We start from the raw sequence: 14,856 nt of genomic DNA on the forward strand, positions 1-14,856 counted from the left end.
ATGCAATTATATATGAACAATTTACTCATCTTATGAGTGCGCCGTCATATCACGTGGTTTTCGGCGGCGGGTAATTTTACTCTTGTATTTTCAATTATACATCTGTATTCAGGAGTCGAGTTCGCTACAGGGATGAAGGCAGAGGAGCCTTCCCGAGTGATCTTTCAAGCAGTCAGGCGGGAGGAAGTTTCGTCTGATTTCCAAGGGAGGACTTTATGAAAAAGCTTGCTTTGCTGGCAGCCGTTGCTGCCTTTTCGCTGCCCGTCTCGGTTATGGCGCAGGACGCGCCCGGCACTGTCAAAAAGGACAGTTATCGTTTTGTCATCGTTCCAAAGGTCGTTCATCCTTGGTTTGACAAGGTGAATGAAGGTGCACAGCAGGCCGCTGCTGCACTCAAGGCGCAGACCGGCGCCAATGTTGAAATCGTCTACTCCGCACCACAGAGCGCAGACGTTGTTCAACAGAACCAGATTATCGACAGCGCGCTGGCCACCCGTCCTGACGGCCTCGCACTCGATTTGCTTGATCCATCGGGCAACCGTGCATCGCTTGAAGAAGCGCAGAGCCAGAAAGTGCCGCTGGTGCTGTTCGACTCCGTGCCGCCGGAAGGCATGAGCATTACCCATATCGGTTCAGATTTCTGCGAGCAGGCCAAGATTGCTGCGCGTCGTCTGGTTGAAGTGCTGGGTGGTGAAGGCGAAGTTGCAATCATGATGGGCGTGCCAACTGCACCGAACCATTCGATCCGTGCGGAATGTCACCGTGAAGTGTTCAAGGAACATCCGGGTATCAAGGTCGTTGCTGAAGGCATCGACAATGACAGCATCGAAATCGCGCAGCAGCAGGCGGCCGCCATTATGCAGGCCAATCCAAACCTGAAGGGCTGGGTTGCTTCGGATGCCGCTGGCCCGATCGGCATCGGTCAGGCCATCGTTGAAGCTGGCAAGCAGGGCAAAGTCACGCTGGTCGGCCTCGACAACCTGCCGGAAATGCTCGACATGATCCGCAATGGCGTCGCTGACAGCTCGTCCGCATCGCAGCCTGAACTTCAGGGTTACTGGTCGGTGATGACGCTATGGGCACAGGCAACCGGCGCGCCGGTTCCAGGCTATATCGACACCGGCAATGCTTTCCTCACCAAGGAAAACGTAGGCAACTGATCCGTTCCGATCTTGTTGCAGGAGCACGGGTTCTCCCGTGCTCCATTCTTTCCTGTCCTATCGGCTTTGACCGGCTGCTTGCCGGAAATGCAGCGATAGTTTTCCAAGGTGTCCATCATGGCTTATCTTGAAACAAGCGGATTAGGCCGGGACTTTCCGGGCGTAACCGCGCTGGATGGCGTTGACCTGAAAATCGAGCTGGGTCGCACGCATATTCTTGCCGGCGAAAATGGTGCTGGCAAATCCACGCTCGTAAAAATTCTGACCGGAACCGACAGCGCTTCGCGCGGTCAGGTGCTGATCGATGGTCGTGATCCTGTTACTGATCCTGCGCTTTATAAAAACGTTGCCTATGTTCCGCAGGAATTGACGCTTTTTCCGCAGATGAGCGTCGCGGAAAACCTGTTCATGCCATTCAATCGAACGGGGCATGGCGGTTTTGTTGTCAACCGCAAAGCGCTGATGATCGAGGCAAAATCCTATCTCGATCGCTTTGGTATTGAAGCGCGCCCTGACGATCTGGTTGCCAATATTTCCGTGTCTGATCAGCAGCTTTTGCAGATCGCGCGTGCCTGCACCAATGAGCAGATGAAAGTGCTGATTCTCGATGAGCCGACCTCCTCGCTGACACGTGTTGAAGTCGAGCGTGTTTTCAAGGTTATTCGCGGTCTTCTTGATCGCGATCATGCCATCGTCTTCATCAGTCATAAGATGGAAGAAGTCTTCCAGATTGGCGATGATTATACCGTTCTGCGCAATGGCACCAAGATCGAGAGCGGTCACATCAAGGACATCACCGAAGCCGATCTGATCCGCGCCATGTCTGGCCGCGACCTGTCCTTTGATGAGCATTTCCGTCCGTCAAAGCCGACCACTGAAACCATTATGGAAGTGCGTGGCCTTTCGGGATCGCGTTTTGAAGACATCAGTTTTGATCTGCGCAAAGGCGAAATTCTTGGCTTCGCCGGTCTGGTGGGCGCTGGACGCTCCGAAGTGATGCAGACGATCTTCGGCTTTCTAAAAGCTAAATCCGGCGAGGTAAAGGTCGAAGGCAAAAATTGGACACTCAATGATACCTCACGTTCGGTATCGGGCGGCATGCTCTATCTTTCGGAAGAGCGCAAACACCACGGCATTCTGCCTCTGCTTTCACTGCGCGAGAATATCGGCATTTCGATACTGGAGCTGACCAGCGGCAAGCTCGGCATTTCCGACCGTCGTGAACGCAATATCGTGCAGAAAATCATCGATGACTACGGCATCCGCACATCAGGAATGGGCAAGCGTATCTCGCAGCTTTCGGGTGGCAATCAGCAGAAAGCCATTATTGGCCGCGCCATGGCCACGCGCCCGCGTGTGCTGATCTTTGATGAGCCGACGAAGGGTATCGATATACGCACCAAGTCCGAGATTTATCGCATCATGAAAAATCTCGCTGAAGAGGGTGTCGGTGTCATCCTCGTCTCTTCGGAACTTAATGAATTACAGAAATGCGCAAGCCGTATCATCACCATGCATAACGGCCATATCACCGGTGAGTTCTCCACCACCGATACCAACAATGAAACACTCGTGGGCGCGATCTTTGGAACAGAGGTAAAAGCCGATGCAAACTAATCCTTTTTCCAATCTCATTCGTACGCCGCTGGCCGGTGTCTTTGTGGCGCTTCTGGTGATCTTTGCCCTGTCGGCAACCCTATCGCCTTACTTTCTCACGCCTTACAATCTGTCGGTTGTTGCACGTGGCCTGGCCTTTGTCGGTCTCATCACCATTGCTCAGTCGATGCTGATGGTGCTGGGCGAACTCGATCTGTCACTTGGCGTGATCGGCGGACTCTGTGGCGTGGTGTCCGGCATTCTGATGGTACGGATGGGTTTTGAGCCTTATTCGGCCATGTTGCTGGCGATCCTGCTTGGCCTTTGCCTCGGCCTGTTCAACGGCTTCCTCGTCACCTTCCTGCGCCTGCATTCGCTGGTGCTGACCATTGGTACGGCAGGCATTTTCGGCGGTGCCAATCTGGTGCTGACCCGTGGTGTTGCCATCACCGGTATTCCGCGTGATGTGCAATATCTCGGCCGTGGCGATCTGTTCGGCATTCCGGTGCCATTCATCATCATGTTTGTTGCATTGCTGATCGCGACTTTCGTGATGCTGAAAACGCCGTTCGGTCGCTACATGTATGCGATCGGCAACAATCGTGACGGCGCCCGTATGTTGGGCATTCGTGTGGATCGCGTGCGTCTGATGGTATTTGGTGCTGCTGGTGCGATTGCTGGTCTTGCCGGTGTGCTGATGGTTGCGCGTCTTGGAACTGCCCAGCCGTCGATTGGCGACAGCTGGGTGCTGGCTCCGATTGCTGCATCGGTTATCGGTGGTGTTGCCACAACGGGTGGCATCGGTAGCCCGATTGGTGCGATCTTCGGTGCAGGCATTATCGCTATTATTGAAAACATTATCGTTCTGTTCGGTGTCTCTCCTTATTGGCAGGGCATTGTTTCGGGTGCAATCGTCGTGCTGGCTATTTCGTTCGATGCCATATCGCGCCGTTATCTGCGCCGGGATGCCCACTGATCTGAACACGCGACGAGTTTTAGAAAGCTAAAGACATGAATGAACAAGTCAAAACCAAGAAGCTGATCAACGCACCGGAAAACATCATTGCAGAAATGATCGAAGGCATGGTCGGCGCGCATCCCCATATGCTGCGTGTTGAAGGTGAAACGGGGCGTGCGGTTGTGGCAGTTGATGGCCCGCGCGAAGGTAAGGTCGGCATTGTTGTCGGCGGTGGCTCAGGTCACGAACCCGCTTTTGCTGGCTATGTCGGGCGCGGCCTTGCAGATGCAGCAGCTGTTGGTAACGTATTCGCCTCCCCATCGCCTGCACATATTGCAGAAGCGGCACGCGCTGCGGATGGCGGCGCGGGCGTGCTGATGCTTTACGGCAATTACACCGGCGACGTTCTCAATTTTACGATGGCGGCGGAAGAACTCGCGCAGGACGGCATGGATGTGCGCCATGTCGCGGTTGCGGATGACGTAGCCTCGGCGCCGCTTGATCGCAAGTCGGAGCGTCGCGGTATTGCCGGTGACTTCTTCGTATTCAAGGTTGCAGGTGCTGCCGCTGATCTGGGTGAATCCCTGCCACGCGTCGAAGCGCTTGCGCAGGCCGCCAATGAGGCGACCCGTTCGATGGGCGTGGCTTTAAGCCCTTGCTCCCTGCCCCAGACAGGTAAGCCGAACTTTGCCATCGGTGACGATGAAATGGAAATCGGCATGGGCCTGCATGGTGAGCCGGGCATTCGTCGTCAGAAGCTTGCGCCTGCTGATGAAGTGGCCGACGAGCTAATGGCCTCGGTTGTCGAAGAACTGGAACTCAAGGCTGGTGATCGTGTTGCGGTTCTTGTCAATGGACTTGGTGCAACCACGCATATCGAGCTTTATCTCATTTTCCGCCGCGTCAAACAGATTCTGGACGGTAAAGAAATTCAAATCCATGCCTCATGGGTTGGCGAATATGCAACGTCGCTCGAAATGGCCGGTGCATCTGTCACGCTGATGAAGCTTGATGACACCTTGCAGACGCTGCTTGATTATCCATGCCATACACCTGCCTTGACGGTTGGCGCTGTGCAGGCAGGTGATCGTGAACCGGCCTCGCACCGCAAGGCTCAACGCAGTGCAGACCACAAGGAAGTGGCTTCTGAAGCGCCGCGCAAGCTCATCACCGAGGGTGATGTGACACCTGCACTTTTCAAGGCGATGATGATGAATGTCGGCAATCAGATCATTGCCGAGAAGAACTGGCTTTCGGAACTCGACGGCGTGATTGGCGATGGCGATCACGGCATTACCATGGAAATCGGCTGGAAGGCTGTGCAACATGCGCTTGAAGACGAACAGGACGATGAGACGATTGAAGCCATCTGCAAGCGCATGGCCAAGGCGTTTCTGGATGCGGTTGGCGCATCGTCAGGTCCGCTTTATGCAACGGCATTCCTGCGTGCAGGTACGGCTGTCAGCAATCGTCTCAACCTTGATGGAACCGGCATTGCTGAATGGCTTGCAGCCGCGTCGCAAGGCATCCAGGATCGGGGTCGCGCGGCACCAGGTGACAAGACGATGATCGATGCCTGGGTTCCAGCGGTTGAGGCGGCAAGCGAGGCTGCGAAGGCTGGCAAATCCACGCTCGACGTGCTGATTGCGGCACGCGATGGTGCGGAAGTGGGCATGAAGGCAACAGCTGCAATGGAATCGCGTCGTGGTCGTTCAGCCAAGCTTGGCGAACGCTCCATCGGTCATATCGATCCGGGTGCAGCATCCACATTCGTAACTCTGCGCGCTATGGCAGAAGCGTTGCAGCATAACGCCTAAAGGTCAGCGCCTCATCTGTTGGATAAAGCGGATGAGGTGCTTTCAATATTTTTCAGATATCACTGTTCCTGTGTGTAAAACGCTCTGATTGTATATGAGCGGCTTGCCATAGAGCCTATTTTCCTTGTGTCTGGGCATCTTTGATAAAGCATGATGGAGTCGATTCGTCGCTGGATTTTCTGGCGGTTCGAATGAGGCCCTCTTTGTTTCATTGCAGGGGTTTTAGACATGACTCTCAATTTGATCCATTTTCCGAATTTCAGAAAGACCTTCTTCGGAGCCACATTTCAAAAAGATGTTCTGGCATTAATGGGGCGCATACGTGACGAAATTGGCTGTCGCCACATCATGCATGCTTACCGGCACCGTGTGCGTGATAGTGCCAAAAGCTTTGCATCTGATCTGACTGTTGTAACGTCTGCGCCAACCGGGTGGGTCGCTAGATATGCCAAAAACAATTATTTCAGGATCGACCCGCTTTTTCAGGAGGACGCGCCCTATTTTCGCTCAGATGTGAGCGGGCTTGTTCACGATCTTAAGCGTGATGTGCAGACAAGCAAGGCGGTTGCAGAAATGTTTCGCGATGCAGACAAGTATGGCTTGGGCAATGTCCATATAGCTGTATCAGCCCGCTCGCAAAAAGGGATCTGCGGTTGTTCGCAGTTCAGTTTCTGGGTCGACGATCTCGCAGATTGTGATGCGTTTATTGCTGAATTGCGCCCACGTTTGCTGAGTCTGGCAGGTAAACTTCACAACAAGCTTTGCGGTGGCAGCGCATTGAACGCGTCGGTTGCGCTTCTCACACAACGCGAACTTGATTGCCTGCGCTGGGCTGCCAATGGCAAAACCGACGGCGAGATTGCCGAAATCCTCAGCATCGCGCGCTGGACGGTCGTGACCTATCTTCAGAATGCAAAAATAAAGCTCAATTGCTCAAACCGTACGTCAGCGGTCGCAACGGCGCTTGCACTTGGCATCATTGATATGCCCGACGTGCAGCATTTGTTCAGCCAGTAATCTCAAGAATAAGTTGTATGGAGTGAAATGCGCTCTAAGCGGATTTCGGAAGTGAAAGCTTTGCGTCGTCAATCGCATGGGCAAGTCTTGCTGTGTTCTGGGCCGGGTCTTCAGCAGGGTTATCGAAAACGATATGGTTGAGTTCGACGTTTGCCGTTTTGCCGGACAATGTCAGACGAAAATAGGCGTAAACGCCTTTGTTGCGGAATTCCATATCTAGCGTTACCGATGGAGTGCTGAACCAGTCGCAAACAAAATCACCGCCATGACCGAGACCAAGTGTTCCAGGATAGAAGTAAAGTTCGGTTGCTGAATTCACCACATCGGCAATGTTGGCGAAAAGTTCGCAACGGATGAAGGCGATAAAATCCGCCGGATCTACCAGACGTAAATCAGCCACGACTTCCCGAATACTGCGCGCAATGATGGCTTCGCGTTCATTGGAAAACTGCATGCTTTTCATCGTGACACCACCAGTCCGCATGGACAAAGATGTATTATATTAGCGCATAATAAATTCATTGGAAAACCGGTTAATGTATTGAATGACGCGTATTGATAACACGGATAAGTTCCGCAACAGCTTTGTAAAATTCCGGTGCAATCATTTGATCGACGTTGACTTGCTTGTAAAGGGCGCGAGCCAATTGTACATCTTCAAAAACTGGAACTGAATTTGTCGCCGCAATTTCTCTAATTTTCAACGCGATCAAGTCTTGCCCTTTTGCCACAACAATCGGTGCTGCATCTTCATTGGCACGATAACGCAATGCGACAGAAAAATGGGTTGGATTTGCGACAATCAGTGTTGCTGTTGGAACCGCACTGATCATACGACGACGGGCACGGTCGCGGCCCAGCGAGCGAAGGCGTGCTTTGACCAGCGGATCGCCTTCGGACTGCTTGAGCTCGTCTTTGATTTCCTGCTTGGTCATACGCAATTCCTGTTTCCAGTGAATCCGTGACCATGCCAGATCAAATGCGGCAATGGCTGTAATTGCCACAACATTTGCAACCAGCAATCGTACCAGATTTTCGCGCAGGAACTCGGGGAGACTGCTGGGGTCTGCTGCAACAGCTTGCGTGAAAAGATCATTTCCTTTGAAAAACACAAAAAAGACGATGATGCTCGCAGCACTGAACTTTGCCAAAGATTTTAGAAACTCGACCTGACCCGAACGCCCGAAAATGCGCTGCCAGCCCTTGATCACAGATATGCGCGAGGGTTGTGGGCGAATGCGTTCGCCAACGATGCGCGGCGCATTTTGAAAGGCTGACGCTGCAATGCCGGACAGCGGAATGATGATAAAAATCGGAACCAACGCCAGGCCGATCGCCAACGCAAGAACGCTAAAAAGCTGGCTCGCATCTTCCGCGCTGTTCAGCAGCCAGTCTTCAGGACGGTCGATCAGTTCGCGTAAAAACATGGTGAGTTTGGTTGTGGCGGGGGCTGCGATAAAGACTGCGATGATCAGAAAAGATGCGACACCGGCAAGAGCCGGCATTTCGCGTGAAAAAGGCATATTGCCCTTATCGAGTGCGTCGCGGATCTTCTTCTCGGTGGCTTCTTCGGTTTTGCTCTCTTTGTCGGTATCGTCTGACATGCGTCACAAACCTTAGGCTCTGGGCCTAAACTGTCGTTTCATCGGGATCGAGCGTGATGATTCCCCGCTCAGACAGGTCAATTGCAATACGTGCAATTGCGCGGCGCGCATCTGCAATGTTCTGGCTTGTGATATTGCCCTGTTCTGCGGTGAGTTCGCTTTCGACCATTCGGCGACCGCGGGCCGACAGCGAGGATAGGATGGTTTCCTGTAGAGCTGCATCTGCGCCGCGAAGCGCCGTTGCGATCTGTTCAGTCTGGACCTCATCGAACAGAAGCAGACGCGCCCGCTGCGAGAGCCGCTCGATATCATCAAAATTGAAGAGCTTTGCCTTTATTCGGGAAATATCGTCGTGGCTCAGGTCTTTCAGGCTCGCCATAAGCTCTTCCATCTCCTGACGGTCGAGCTGGTTAAAGATATTGGCGATCTGGCTGTGATGGGCCTTGACCGGGCCTGCTTCATTGCGCCCAAGTAGATCGCGCATGAGCACATCTTCCAGAAGCTCGGAAGCGGCCGGAGCAACATTACCGATGTGAAGTGAGCGCTGCACCACTGCACCGCGCAATTGTGGGGGCAAACCTACAAAAATGCGGGCAGCCATATCGGATGGCAGCTTGGAAACAATATAGGCGATGATCTGCGGATGCTGATCTGCGAGATATTCCTGCAAGCTCTCGACGGGCAGGCGGGCAAGCTGTACCCAGACAGATTCCTGCACGAGCTGCGGCTGCACGCGCTCTTCAAAAACAGCATCTGCCTCATCCTGTGGCAGCGTTTCACGCAGCAATCCTTCAAAGCGTTGCGCTGCTTCTGAAACAGGTGCGCCTTCGGCGAAGGAATCTTCGAATTGCTTTACCAGAAGCTCAAAATCTGCCGGTGCAATCGGTTCGAGCGTTCGCGCGTGACCGGCCAGCTTGCGCAAGTCGTCCGCGTTGAAATGCTTGAGAAGGCGTGATGCAGATGGCCGGCCAATGGCGACAAGGATCGCGGCAGCCTTCTGTGGACCGGAAAGTGTTTTGAGTACTTCGCTCGCGCTACCGTCGGAAAGCTTTTGCTGTGCATTGTCGGCCATGGTCGATCCGTTACTTACCGATGATTTCGGTCAGGCTGACACCGAAGCGTGAGGAATCGTCTTCAAGAACAATCACTTCACCGCGCGCGATTATGCGCCCGTTGACGACGATGTCGACCGGATCCCCGATCTGTTTATCAAGTGTAATGACTGCGCCGCGTCCCAATTTCATAAGGTTGGCAACCGGCATGGTCGTGCCTCCCAAAACCACTTGAACATCAACCGGAATACCCATGATAAGTTCAAGGTTTGGTTTTGCGTTACCCGATTTGGCAACACGTGGCCTCTCTTCACGCAGCTCTTCAATGGCGTCATCCAATTCCTGCTGCATTTTTTGATCCTTGTTCTGACTGCTCATGCTTGGCCTGCAATTTCTACTGTGGCTTTTTTGACGGCACGGCGCACAAAGACGGGTAAGGCCTTCTTTTCCTTAGGCGTAGGTTCGAAGGTATGCTTGAGCGCTTTATTCTCTGTGCGACTGGAAATCTCAGCCACATTGCGCGCCTGTCGCATATCGCGGGTTAGGGCCTTGCGCAGGCGGTTGAGTTCTTCAATAGCCTCATCCATTTCACGGCGTACACGTGTCGTTTCAGCAAGCCGCGCTTCAAGCCGCATTGTTTCATCGGAAAGATCGGTTCGCTGGGCTTGAAGCGATTTTGCCACACGTTCCAATCCATTGGATGCCGCAGCAACACGAAGGGTAAGCATCTTTCCGAGCTTGATCGTCTCGTTTGCCTTGCGGCCAACGACAATCAGAGTGACAAGCGAAGCGAGAGCCATCAGCGTGGAAAGAATATTAGCCAGCAACAAGCTCATCAATGAGATCCTCTTCTTGATTGACCGGATCGCCAACCTTGACTGTAAAATGAATTCCGGACTTGCCGAGGCTGCACTTGAACAGCTGTTGGTCTTCGGCACGCAGACGAACCTGCTCCATGGCATCAGCGGGAAGTTGCAGTATCTCACCGACTTCGAGCTTTGAAAGCGCCTCCAGCGTCATGCTGCCTTGCTGAATGAAGGCTTCAAGCTCAATGCGCGCTCGGCTGACTTCATTGCGCAGCTTCTTTGTCCATGCAGGATCAGCCTGATTGACCGGACGCCGCAAAAATGCTGCAACCGCATCCTGCATAGGCTTATGGCTGTTGCGCGGCAGCAGAAGATGTAAAGTGCCGGTTTTGCCTGCAGCAGCAACGTTGATGCGGCAGCTAAAAAGGCGGGATTGCTCGAAGTCCTCGCGGTTGAAATCTGCCGTATCCTGACTTTCTCTGGCCACGAAAAGCGCGTTTGCATTGTGCGTGAAAACCTGGCTCAGCGAAGCCGCAAGATGCGCAATGGCAAGGCTGGACACTTTGCGCTCCATCATGCCAAAGGGGCGTTCCAGATCCGCGCTTCCGAGATTGCCTTGCGCGCCAAACATGGATTCGATGACGGCAAACACAAAAGTGGCGTCAGCGGTCACGTAAAGCGAACAGCCCCAGCTGTCGGCTTTCAGCGGCGCTATGATTGCAGCCTGGTTAAGAATCCGGCTCAGGTTGTCTTCATCTGTGGCGATTACAGGCCCCACCTCTGCATCAAAGGCGGCTGCTGAGCCGTCTGCAAGACGCGTACAAAGATGCAGGGAGGCATCCTTGAAGACATGCGCAAGTGATTTGAGATCGTCGCCTGAAAGACCTGCTGCTCGCAGAAAATTTTCAGCAAGGACGTCATTTTTGCGGTTCTGATCCGAGACGCTCATGTCATGCCGCCTGTTGGAGCGGTGCGTTCGACATGGTTTCCTGCTCAACAATGTCGATGCTTGGGCGCTCATATGCGGAAATCGTCTTACGACCATATTCCAGCGCAATCTGCGGCAGCGAACCATTCATGTAGGCCAGCAGCGTTTGCTTGACGACTGTATAAAGGCGGTTGTTCTTTTCACGGGTTGATTTGATCTTTGTGGCAATCGGTCCAAAAACGCCGTAAGAAAAAAAGATACCGGCAAATGTGCCCACAAGCGCTGCTCCGATAAGGTGGCCGAGAACTTCTGGTGACTGTTTAAGCGCCCCCATGGCCTTGATGACACCGAGAACCGCCGCAACGATGCCAAGTGCGGGTAAGGCTTCGGAGATGCTGACCATTGCTTGATAAGGCTTGAGCTTGTCGCGCGAGATCGTATGGATTTCTTCATCCATCAGCGCTTCAATTTCATGGGACCGAACATTGCCTACAATGATCAGGCGGCAATAATCGCAGATGAAGTGCATAAGGTCCTCATTTTTCATAATGCTTGGGAAAGCTTGAAAAATTGGAGATTCCTTCGGATTGTCGATATGGATTTCCACTTCATTGCGCGATTTTGCGCGCAACTCGCGCATCAGGCTGTAAAGCACACCGAGAACATCAAGATAGTCGCGCTGTTTCGGCACCTTGTTGGTGAAGGCTTCCATACAGGCACGTCCGGTATCCTTCACCAGCGAAAATGGGTTGGCAATGAAAAATGTACCTAGTGCCGAGCCGAGGATGATGACGAATTCCCATGGCTGAATGAGCACGCCGACATGACCGCCCATAGCGATGAAGCCACCGAGCATGCAACCCAGTGTGATGGCAAGGCCGATGAGAATACCCAAAGCTGAAAACCCCACAGATACAATTTCTTTGATTGCACCTTAAGAGGTTCGCCTTGCGCGAAGCTTGCCGTTGGGTTCTGAGCGCAATCAGCTTCGGACAAGCTTGACCTTTCATAAAGAGGCAAATGCTAGCAGAGGGTCATTGCGGAAATGGTCGATACGATGACAAGCTATCGCCTGATCGCGTCGGATATGACACGATCATTGCAGCGTGTGTCGAAGGAACCTTTGGTGGAGCGGGAAACCGCTTATTACAAAGAAAATATAGGCACCGTGAAATCCATTGATGATTTCATGGCCGATACCCGGCTTTTCAATTATGCGATGAAAGCTTATGGCCTTGAAGACATGGCTTATGCCAAGGCTTTCGTTCGCAAGATTCTCACTGAAGGCGTTGTCAGTGATGATGCTATGGCGAACAAGCTGACAGACAAACGTTATAAAGAATTTGCGACCACCTTCGATTTTGCGGCCAAAGGCGATAAGGCGACCGACACGCGTGCAGCACAGCAGGGCGTGATTGATAAATATATGCGCCAGACGTTGGAGACCGAAGCAGGCAGCCAAAATGAGGGCGTCCGTCTGGCGCTTTATTTCCAGCGTAAGGCCCCCAATATTTCCAATGCTTATGAAATCCTTGGCGATAAAGCCTTGTTGTCAATGGTGCAGGCGACTTTTGGTTGGCCGTCAACCATGTCCAATGCCGACATCGACAAACAGGCAAAGATGATCGCCGACCGCATCGATTTCGATAAAATGTCTGATCCTGATTATGTCTCGAAGTTCATTTCCCGTTTTACGGCCATGTATGAGATGAACAATCCCACAGCGAGTTCGCCTGCATCTATTGCATCGCTGCTGTTGGGTGGCACCTCATCGGTTGGCATTTCGATGAATATTCTAAGTACCCTGCAAAGTTTTAAGCTGGGCGGGCGCTAGAAGATGCAGAACAATTCGATCTATGTTGGTCTTTCTTCCCTTGTGACACTTGAACGGCGGATGGATGCGATTGCGCATAATGTTGCCAATGTTTCAACTGTTGGCTTTCGGGGTGAAGGCACAAAGTTTGAGTCCATTGTTTCTGACAAGGCCAGCAATGGGGTTAGTTTTGCAAGTGCCGGCAAAAGCTATATCCGCACCGAAGCCGGCCCGCTGATCAAGACCGATAATCCGCTTGATGTCGCGGTCAAAGGTGATGTGTGGATGGCTGTTTCTACGCCGCAGGGACAGGTCTATACGCGCGACGGCCGTATGAAGATGATGATGACGGGCGACCTTGTTTCGGTCATGGGTAACGCTGTTCTTGATGCAGGTGGGGCACCCATCGTGCTTGATCCGAATGGTGGGGCACCGAAGATTTCAAGTGATGGGGCTATCTATCAAAATGGTGCGCAAATTGGCGCTATCGGGTTTTATTCCATTCCAGAAGATGCTGAGCTGAAATATGCTGGTAATTCCGGTGTGGTTTCAAATAAGCCCGCTGTTCCCATTGTAGACAATAACAATGTGGGCCTCGTGCAGGGCATGATAGAAGGCTCCAATGTCGACGCCATGACGGAGATGACGCGGCTTATCAGCGTCAGCCGGGCCTTTGAGCAGGTCAATAATCTGCTGACCCAGCAGGAAAGCACGGTCGCTGAGGCTATTCGAACGCTGGGCTCTAAAAACGGATGATAGCCGATCTTCCGCTCGCACGACTTGCCGCTTTTGTTCGCCAGCAGGCAGTTGCACCTAGACCGCTTACAGGCCTCGGCGGTACGGTCAGTGATGTGTCGCGTTCAGCGATTGCGGTTCGTGGATTATCACGCAATGCGCGCTTGGGCGATGTGGTAGCGATCCGCGCGGGAGGTGGTCAAAGTCTTGGAGAGATTATTCGTGTCGCTGACCGGCAGGTACTCGTAAAGCCTTTTGATGACAGGATGATACCCGCGCTGGGGGCTGCGGTTTTTGAGGAAGGGCCTCTGGAAATCTCTCCTGCGGCTGAGTGGCGTGGTCGTGTGATCAATGCGCTTGGCAATGCGGTCGATGGAAAAGGTGTTGTTCAGCCCGGAACACGCCCGATGGCGTGTGAAAACCTGGCTCCGGCGGCTTTGCGACGCACACGCGTGGATCGTGGTTTACGGACGGGCGTGAATGTCATCGATATTTTCACCCCGCTTTGTTTTGGTCAGCGCATCGGTATTTTTGCAGGGTCAGGCGTTGGAAAATCTACGCTGCTTGCCATGATGACACGGGCGGCCGATTTCGACACAGTGGTTCTCGCATTGACTGGTGAGCGCGGTCGTGAAGTGCGCGAGATGCTTGAAGAAACTATGGCAGGTTATCTCGACAAAACGGTAACGGTTGTCTCAACGGGCGATGAAAGTCCGATGATGCGCCGTTTGGCGCCCAACACGGCGACGGCAATCGCCGAATATTTTCGCGATCTCGGTCAGAATGTTCTGCTGATCGTTGATTCCGTTACACGCTTTGCCCATGCAGCGCGCGAAGTGGCAATTGCTGCCGAAGAACCGCCGGTTTCGCGCGGCTATCCGCCGAGTGTGTTCAGCCAGTTGCCACGCTTGCTCGAACGCGCTGGTCCGGGGTTGAGCGACGCAGGCGGCAGTATTACCGGAATTTATTCAGTGCTGGTTGACGGCGACGATCATAATGATCCGGTGTCAGATACGATTAGAGGCACGCTTGACGGCCATATTGTTCTGGATCGCGCGATTGCCGCGCAGGGGCGTTTTCCAGCGGTTGATATTCCAGGCTCCGTATCGCGTCTTGCAAAGCATAACTGGTCTGCCGACCAGCGCAAACTGGCCGGACAATTGCGCGCAATGATCGCACGATTTGAGGAAACGCGCGATTTGCGCGCAATCGGAGCCTATCAGAAGGGGCATGATGGATTGCTTGATCAGGCTGTTGATCTGGTGCCCCGTGTCTATGAAGCGCTGCAGCAATCGCCCGAAACAAGCGTCTCTGACGATCCTTATTCAGACCTTGCCGCAGCTTTGCGCGCAGATAAACAGGCATAATGT

General features: G+C 53.2%; 15 protein-coding genes. 8 read left to right on the forward strand and 7 right to left on the reverse strand.

The annotated features are described in order from the left end of the window. Window positions 1-215 precede the first annotated feature (215 nt). The 5 genes from VBH83_RS05930 (at window position 216) to VBH83_RS05950 (ending at window position 6,548) form a co-directional block, all read left to right on the forward strand. On the forward strand, window positions 216-1,160 hold the full coding sequence (locus tag VBH83_RS05930) for a substrate-binding domain-containing protein (RefSeq protein ID WP_265985023.1): 945 nt from the start codon (window positions 216-218) through the stop codon (window positions 1,158-1,160). A gap of 117 nt (window positions 1,161-1,277) precedes the next feature. Then, window positions 1,278-2,777, forward strand: a complete 1,500-nt coding sequence (locus tag VBH83_RS05935) for a sugar ABC transporter ATP-binding protein (protein ID WP_265985024.1) — start codon at window positions 1,278-1,280, stop codon at window positions 2,775-2,777. Then, window positions 2,767-3,732 carry an ABC transporter permease gene (locus VBH83_RS05940; protein ID WP_265985025.1) on the forward strand — a complete coding sequence of 322 codons (966 nt, stop codon included), beginning with the start codon at window positions 2,767-2,769 and terminating at the stop codon, window positions 3,730-3,732. The genes VBH83_RS05935 and VBH83_RS05940 overlap by 11 nt, the downstream gene beginning before the upstream one ends. Window positions 3,733-3,767: 35 nt before the next feature. After that, window positions 3,768-5,531 (forward strand): dihydroxyacetone kinase subunit DhaL, encoded by a 1,764-nt coding sequence (gene dhaL, locus VBH83_RS05945; RefSeq protein WP_396996753.1) that lies wholly within the window; start codon window positions 3,768-3,770, stop codon window positions 5,529-5,531. A gap of 228 nt (window positions 5,532-5,759) precedes the next feature. Continuing rightward, window positions 5,760-6,548 carry a LuxR family transcriptional regulator gene (locus VBH83_RS05950; RefSeq protein WP_265985027.1) on the forward strand — a complete coding sequence of 263 codons (789 nt, stop codon included), beginning with the start codon at window positions 5,760-5,762 and terminating at the stop codon, window positions 6,546-6,548. A 34-nt stretch (window positions 6,549-6,582) separates the two neighbouring features. Here the strand turns inward: VBH83_RS05950 and VBH83_RS05955 are convergent, their stop codons facing one another. The 7 genes from VBH83_RS05955 to motA form a co-directional block, all read right to left on the reverse strand. Continuing rightward, window positions 6,583-7,011, reverse strand: coding sequence for a hypothetical protein (locus VBH83_RS05955; RefSeq protein ID WP_265985028.1), 429 nt, complete (start codon window positions 7,009-7,011; stop codon window positions 6,583-6,585). A gap of 70 nt (window positions 7,012-7,081) precedes the next feature. After that, a complete protein-coding gene (flhB, locus tag VBH83_RS05960) occupies window positions 7,082-8,152 on the reverse strand; it encodes a flagellar type III secretion system protein FlhB (protein WP_396996755.1) in 1,071 nt (356 codons plus the stop codon). 25 nt (window positions 8,153-8,177) lie between these two features. Continuing rightward, window positions 8,178-9,224, reverse strand: coding sequence for a flagellar motor switch protein FliG (locus VBH83_RS05965; RefSeq protein WP_396996757.1), 1,047 nt, complete (start codon window positions 9,222-9,224; stop codon window positions 8,178-8,180). A gap of 10 nt (window positions 9,225-9,234) precedes the next feature. After that, window positions 9,235-9,582 carry a flagellar motor switch protein FliN gene (gene fliN / locus VBH83_RS05970; protein WP_265985031.1) on the reverse strand — a complete coding sequence of 116 codons (348 nt, stop codon included), beginning with the start codon at window positions 9,580-9,582 and terminating at the stop codon, window positions 9,235-9,237. Further along, window positions 9,579-10,040 carry a BAB2_0123 family type IV secretion system effector gene (locus VBH83_RS05975; RefSeq protein WP_396996760.1) on the reverse strand — a complete coding sequence of 154 codons (462 nt, stop codon included), beginning with the start codon at window positions 10,038-10,040 and terminating at the stop codon, window positions 9,579-9,581. Before VBH83_RS05975 ends, fliN begins: the two co-directional genes overlap by 4 nt. Continuing rightward, complete coding sequence (locus VBH83_RS05980) at window positions 10,021-10,959, reverse strand: FliM/FliN family flagellar motor switch protein (protein WP_396996762.1); 939 nt, start codon at window positions 10,957-10,959, stop codon at window positions 10,021-10,023. The genes VBH83_RS05975 and VBH83_RS05980 overlap by 20 nt, the downstream gene beginning before the upstream one ends. Window position 10,960: 1 nt before the next feature. Further along, complete coding sequence (gene motA, locus VBH83_RS05985; RefSeq protein ID WP_396996854.1) at window positions 10,961-11,833, reverse strand: flagellar motor stator protein MotA; 873 nt, start codon at window positions 11,831-11,833, stop codon at window positions 10,961-10,963. A 150-nt stretch (window positions 11,834-11,983) separates the two neighbouring features. On the opposite strand from motA, the gene VBH83_RS05990 reads away from it, so the two are divergent. From VBH83_RS05990 to fliI, 3 genes are read left to right on the forward strand one after another with little or no spacing between them, the layout of a single operon-like run. Continuing rightward, window positions 11,984-12,772 (forward strand): DUF1217 domain-containing protein, encoded by a 789-nt coding sequence (locus VBH83_RS05990; protein ID WP_265985034.1) that lies wholly within the window; start codon window positions 11,984-11,986, stop codon window positions 12,770-12,772. 3 nt (window positions 12,773-12,775) lie between these two features. Further along, window positions 12,776-13,507, forward strand: a complete 732-nt coding sequence (flgF, locus tag VBH83_RS05995) for a flagellar basal-body rod protein FlgF (protein WP_396996764.1) — start codon at window positions 12,776-12,778, stop codon at window positions 13,505-13,507. Beyond that, entirely contained in the window at window positions 13,504-14,853 is a 1,350-nt protein-coding gene (gene fliI / locus VBH83_RS06000) for a flagellar protein export ATPase FliI (protein WP_396996766.1), read from the forward strand. Before flgF ends, fliI begins: the two co-directional genes overlap by 4 nt. Window positions 14,854-14,856 lie beyond the last annotated feature (3 nt).

This window comes from Ochrobactrum sp. S1502_03, assembly GCF_044435015.1.
Taxonomy (GTDB): domain Bacteria; phylum Pseudomonadota; class Alphaproteobacteria; order Rhizobiales; family Rhizobiaceae; genus Brucella; species Brucella chromiisoli.

Bases quoted from the DNA above. Each gene is read 5' to 3' on its own strand.
- VBH83_RS05930 (WP_265985023.1), top strand. From the start codon at position 216: ATGAAAAAGCTTGCTTTGCTGGCAGCCGTTGCTGCCTTTTCGCTGCCC.
- VBH83_RS05935 (WP_265985024.1), top strand. From the start codon at position 1,278: ATGGCTTATCTTGAAACAAGCGGATTAGGCCGGGACTTTCCGGGCGTA.
- VBH83_RS05940 (WP_265985025.1), top strand. From the start codon at position 2,767: ATGCAAACTAATCCTTTTTCCAATCTCATTCGTACGCCGCTGGCCGGT.
- dhaL (WP_396996753.1), top strand. From the start codon at position 3,768: ATGAATGAACAAGTCAAAACCAAGAAGCTGATCAACGCACCGGAAAAC.
- VBH83_RS05950 (WP_265985027.1), top strand. From the start codon at position 5,760: ATGACTCTCAATTTGATCCATTTTCCGAATTTCAGAAAGACCTTCTTC.
- VBH83_RS05955 (WP_265985028.1), bottom strand. From the start codon at position 7,011: ATGAAAAGCATGCAGTTTTCCAATGAACGCGAAGCCATCATTGCGCGC.
- flhB (WP_396996755.1), bottom strand. From the start codon at position 8,152: ATGTCAGACGATACCGACAAAGAGAGCAAAACCGAAGAAGCCACCGAG.
- VBH83_RS05965 (WP_396996757.1), bottom strand. From the start codon at position 9,224: ATGGCCGACAATGCACAGCAAAAGCTTTCCGACGGTAGCGCGAGCGAA.
- fliN (WP_265985031.1), bottom strand. From the start codon at position 9,582: ATGAGCAGTCAGAACAAGGATCAAAAAATGCAGCAGGAATTGGATGAC.
- VBH83_RS05975 (WP_396996760.1), bottom strand. From the start codon at position 10,040: ATGAGCTTGTTGCTGGCTAATATTCTTTCCACGCTGATGGCTCTCGCT.
- VBH83_RS05980 (WP_396996762.1), bottom strand. From the start codon at position 10,959: ATGAGCGTCTCGGATCAGAACCGCAAAAATGACGTCCTTGCTGAAAAT.
- VBH83_RS05990 (WP_265985034.1), top strand. From the start codon at position 11,984: ATGGTCGATACGATGACAAGCTATCGCCTGATCGCGTCGGATATGACA.
- flgF (WP_396996764.1), top strand. From the start codon at position 12,776: ATGCAGAACAATTCGATCTATGTTGGTCTTTCTTCCCTTGTGACACTT.
- fliI (WP_396996766.1), top strand. From the start codon at position 13,504: ATGATAGCCGATCTTCCGCTCGCACGACTTGCCGCTTTTGTTCGCCAG.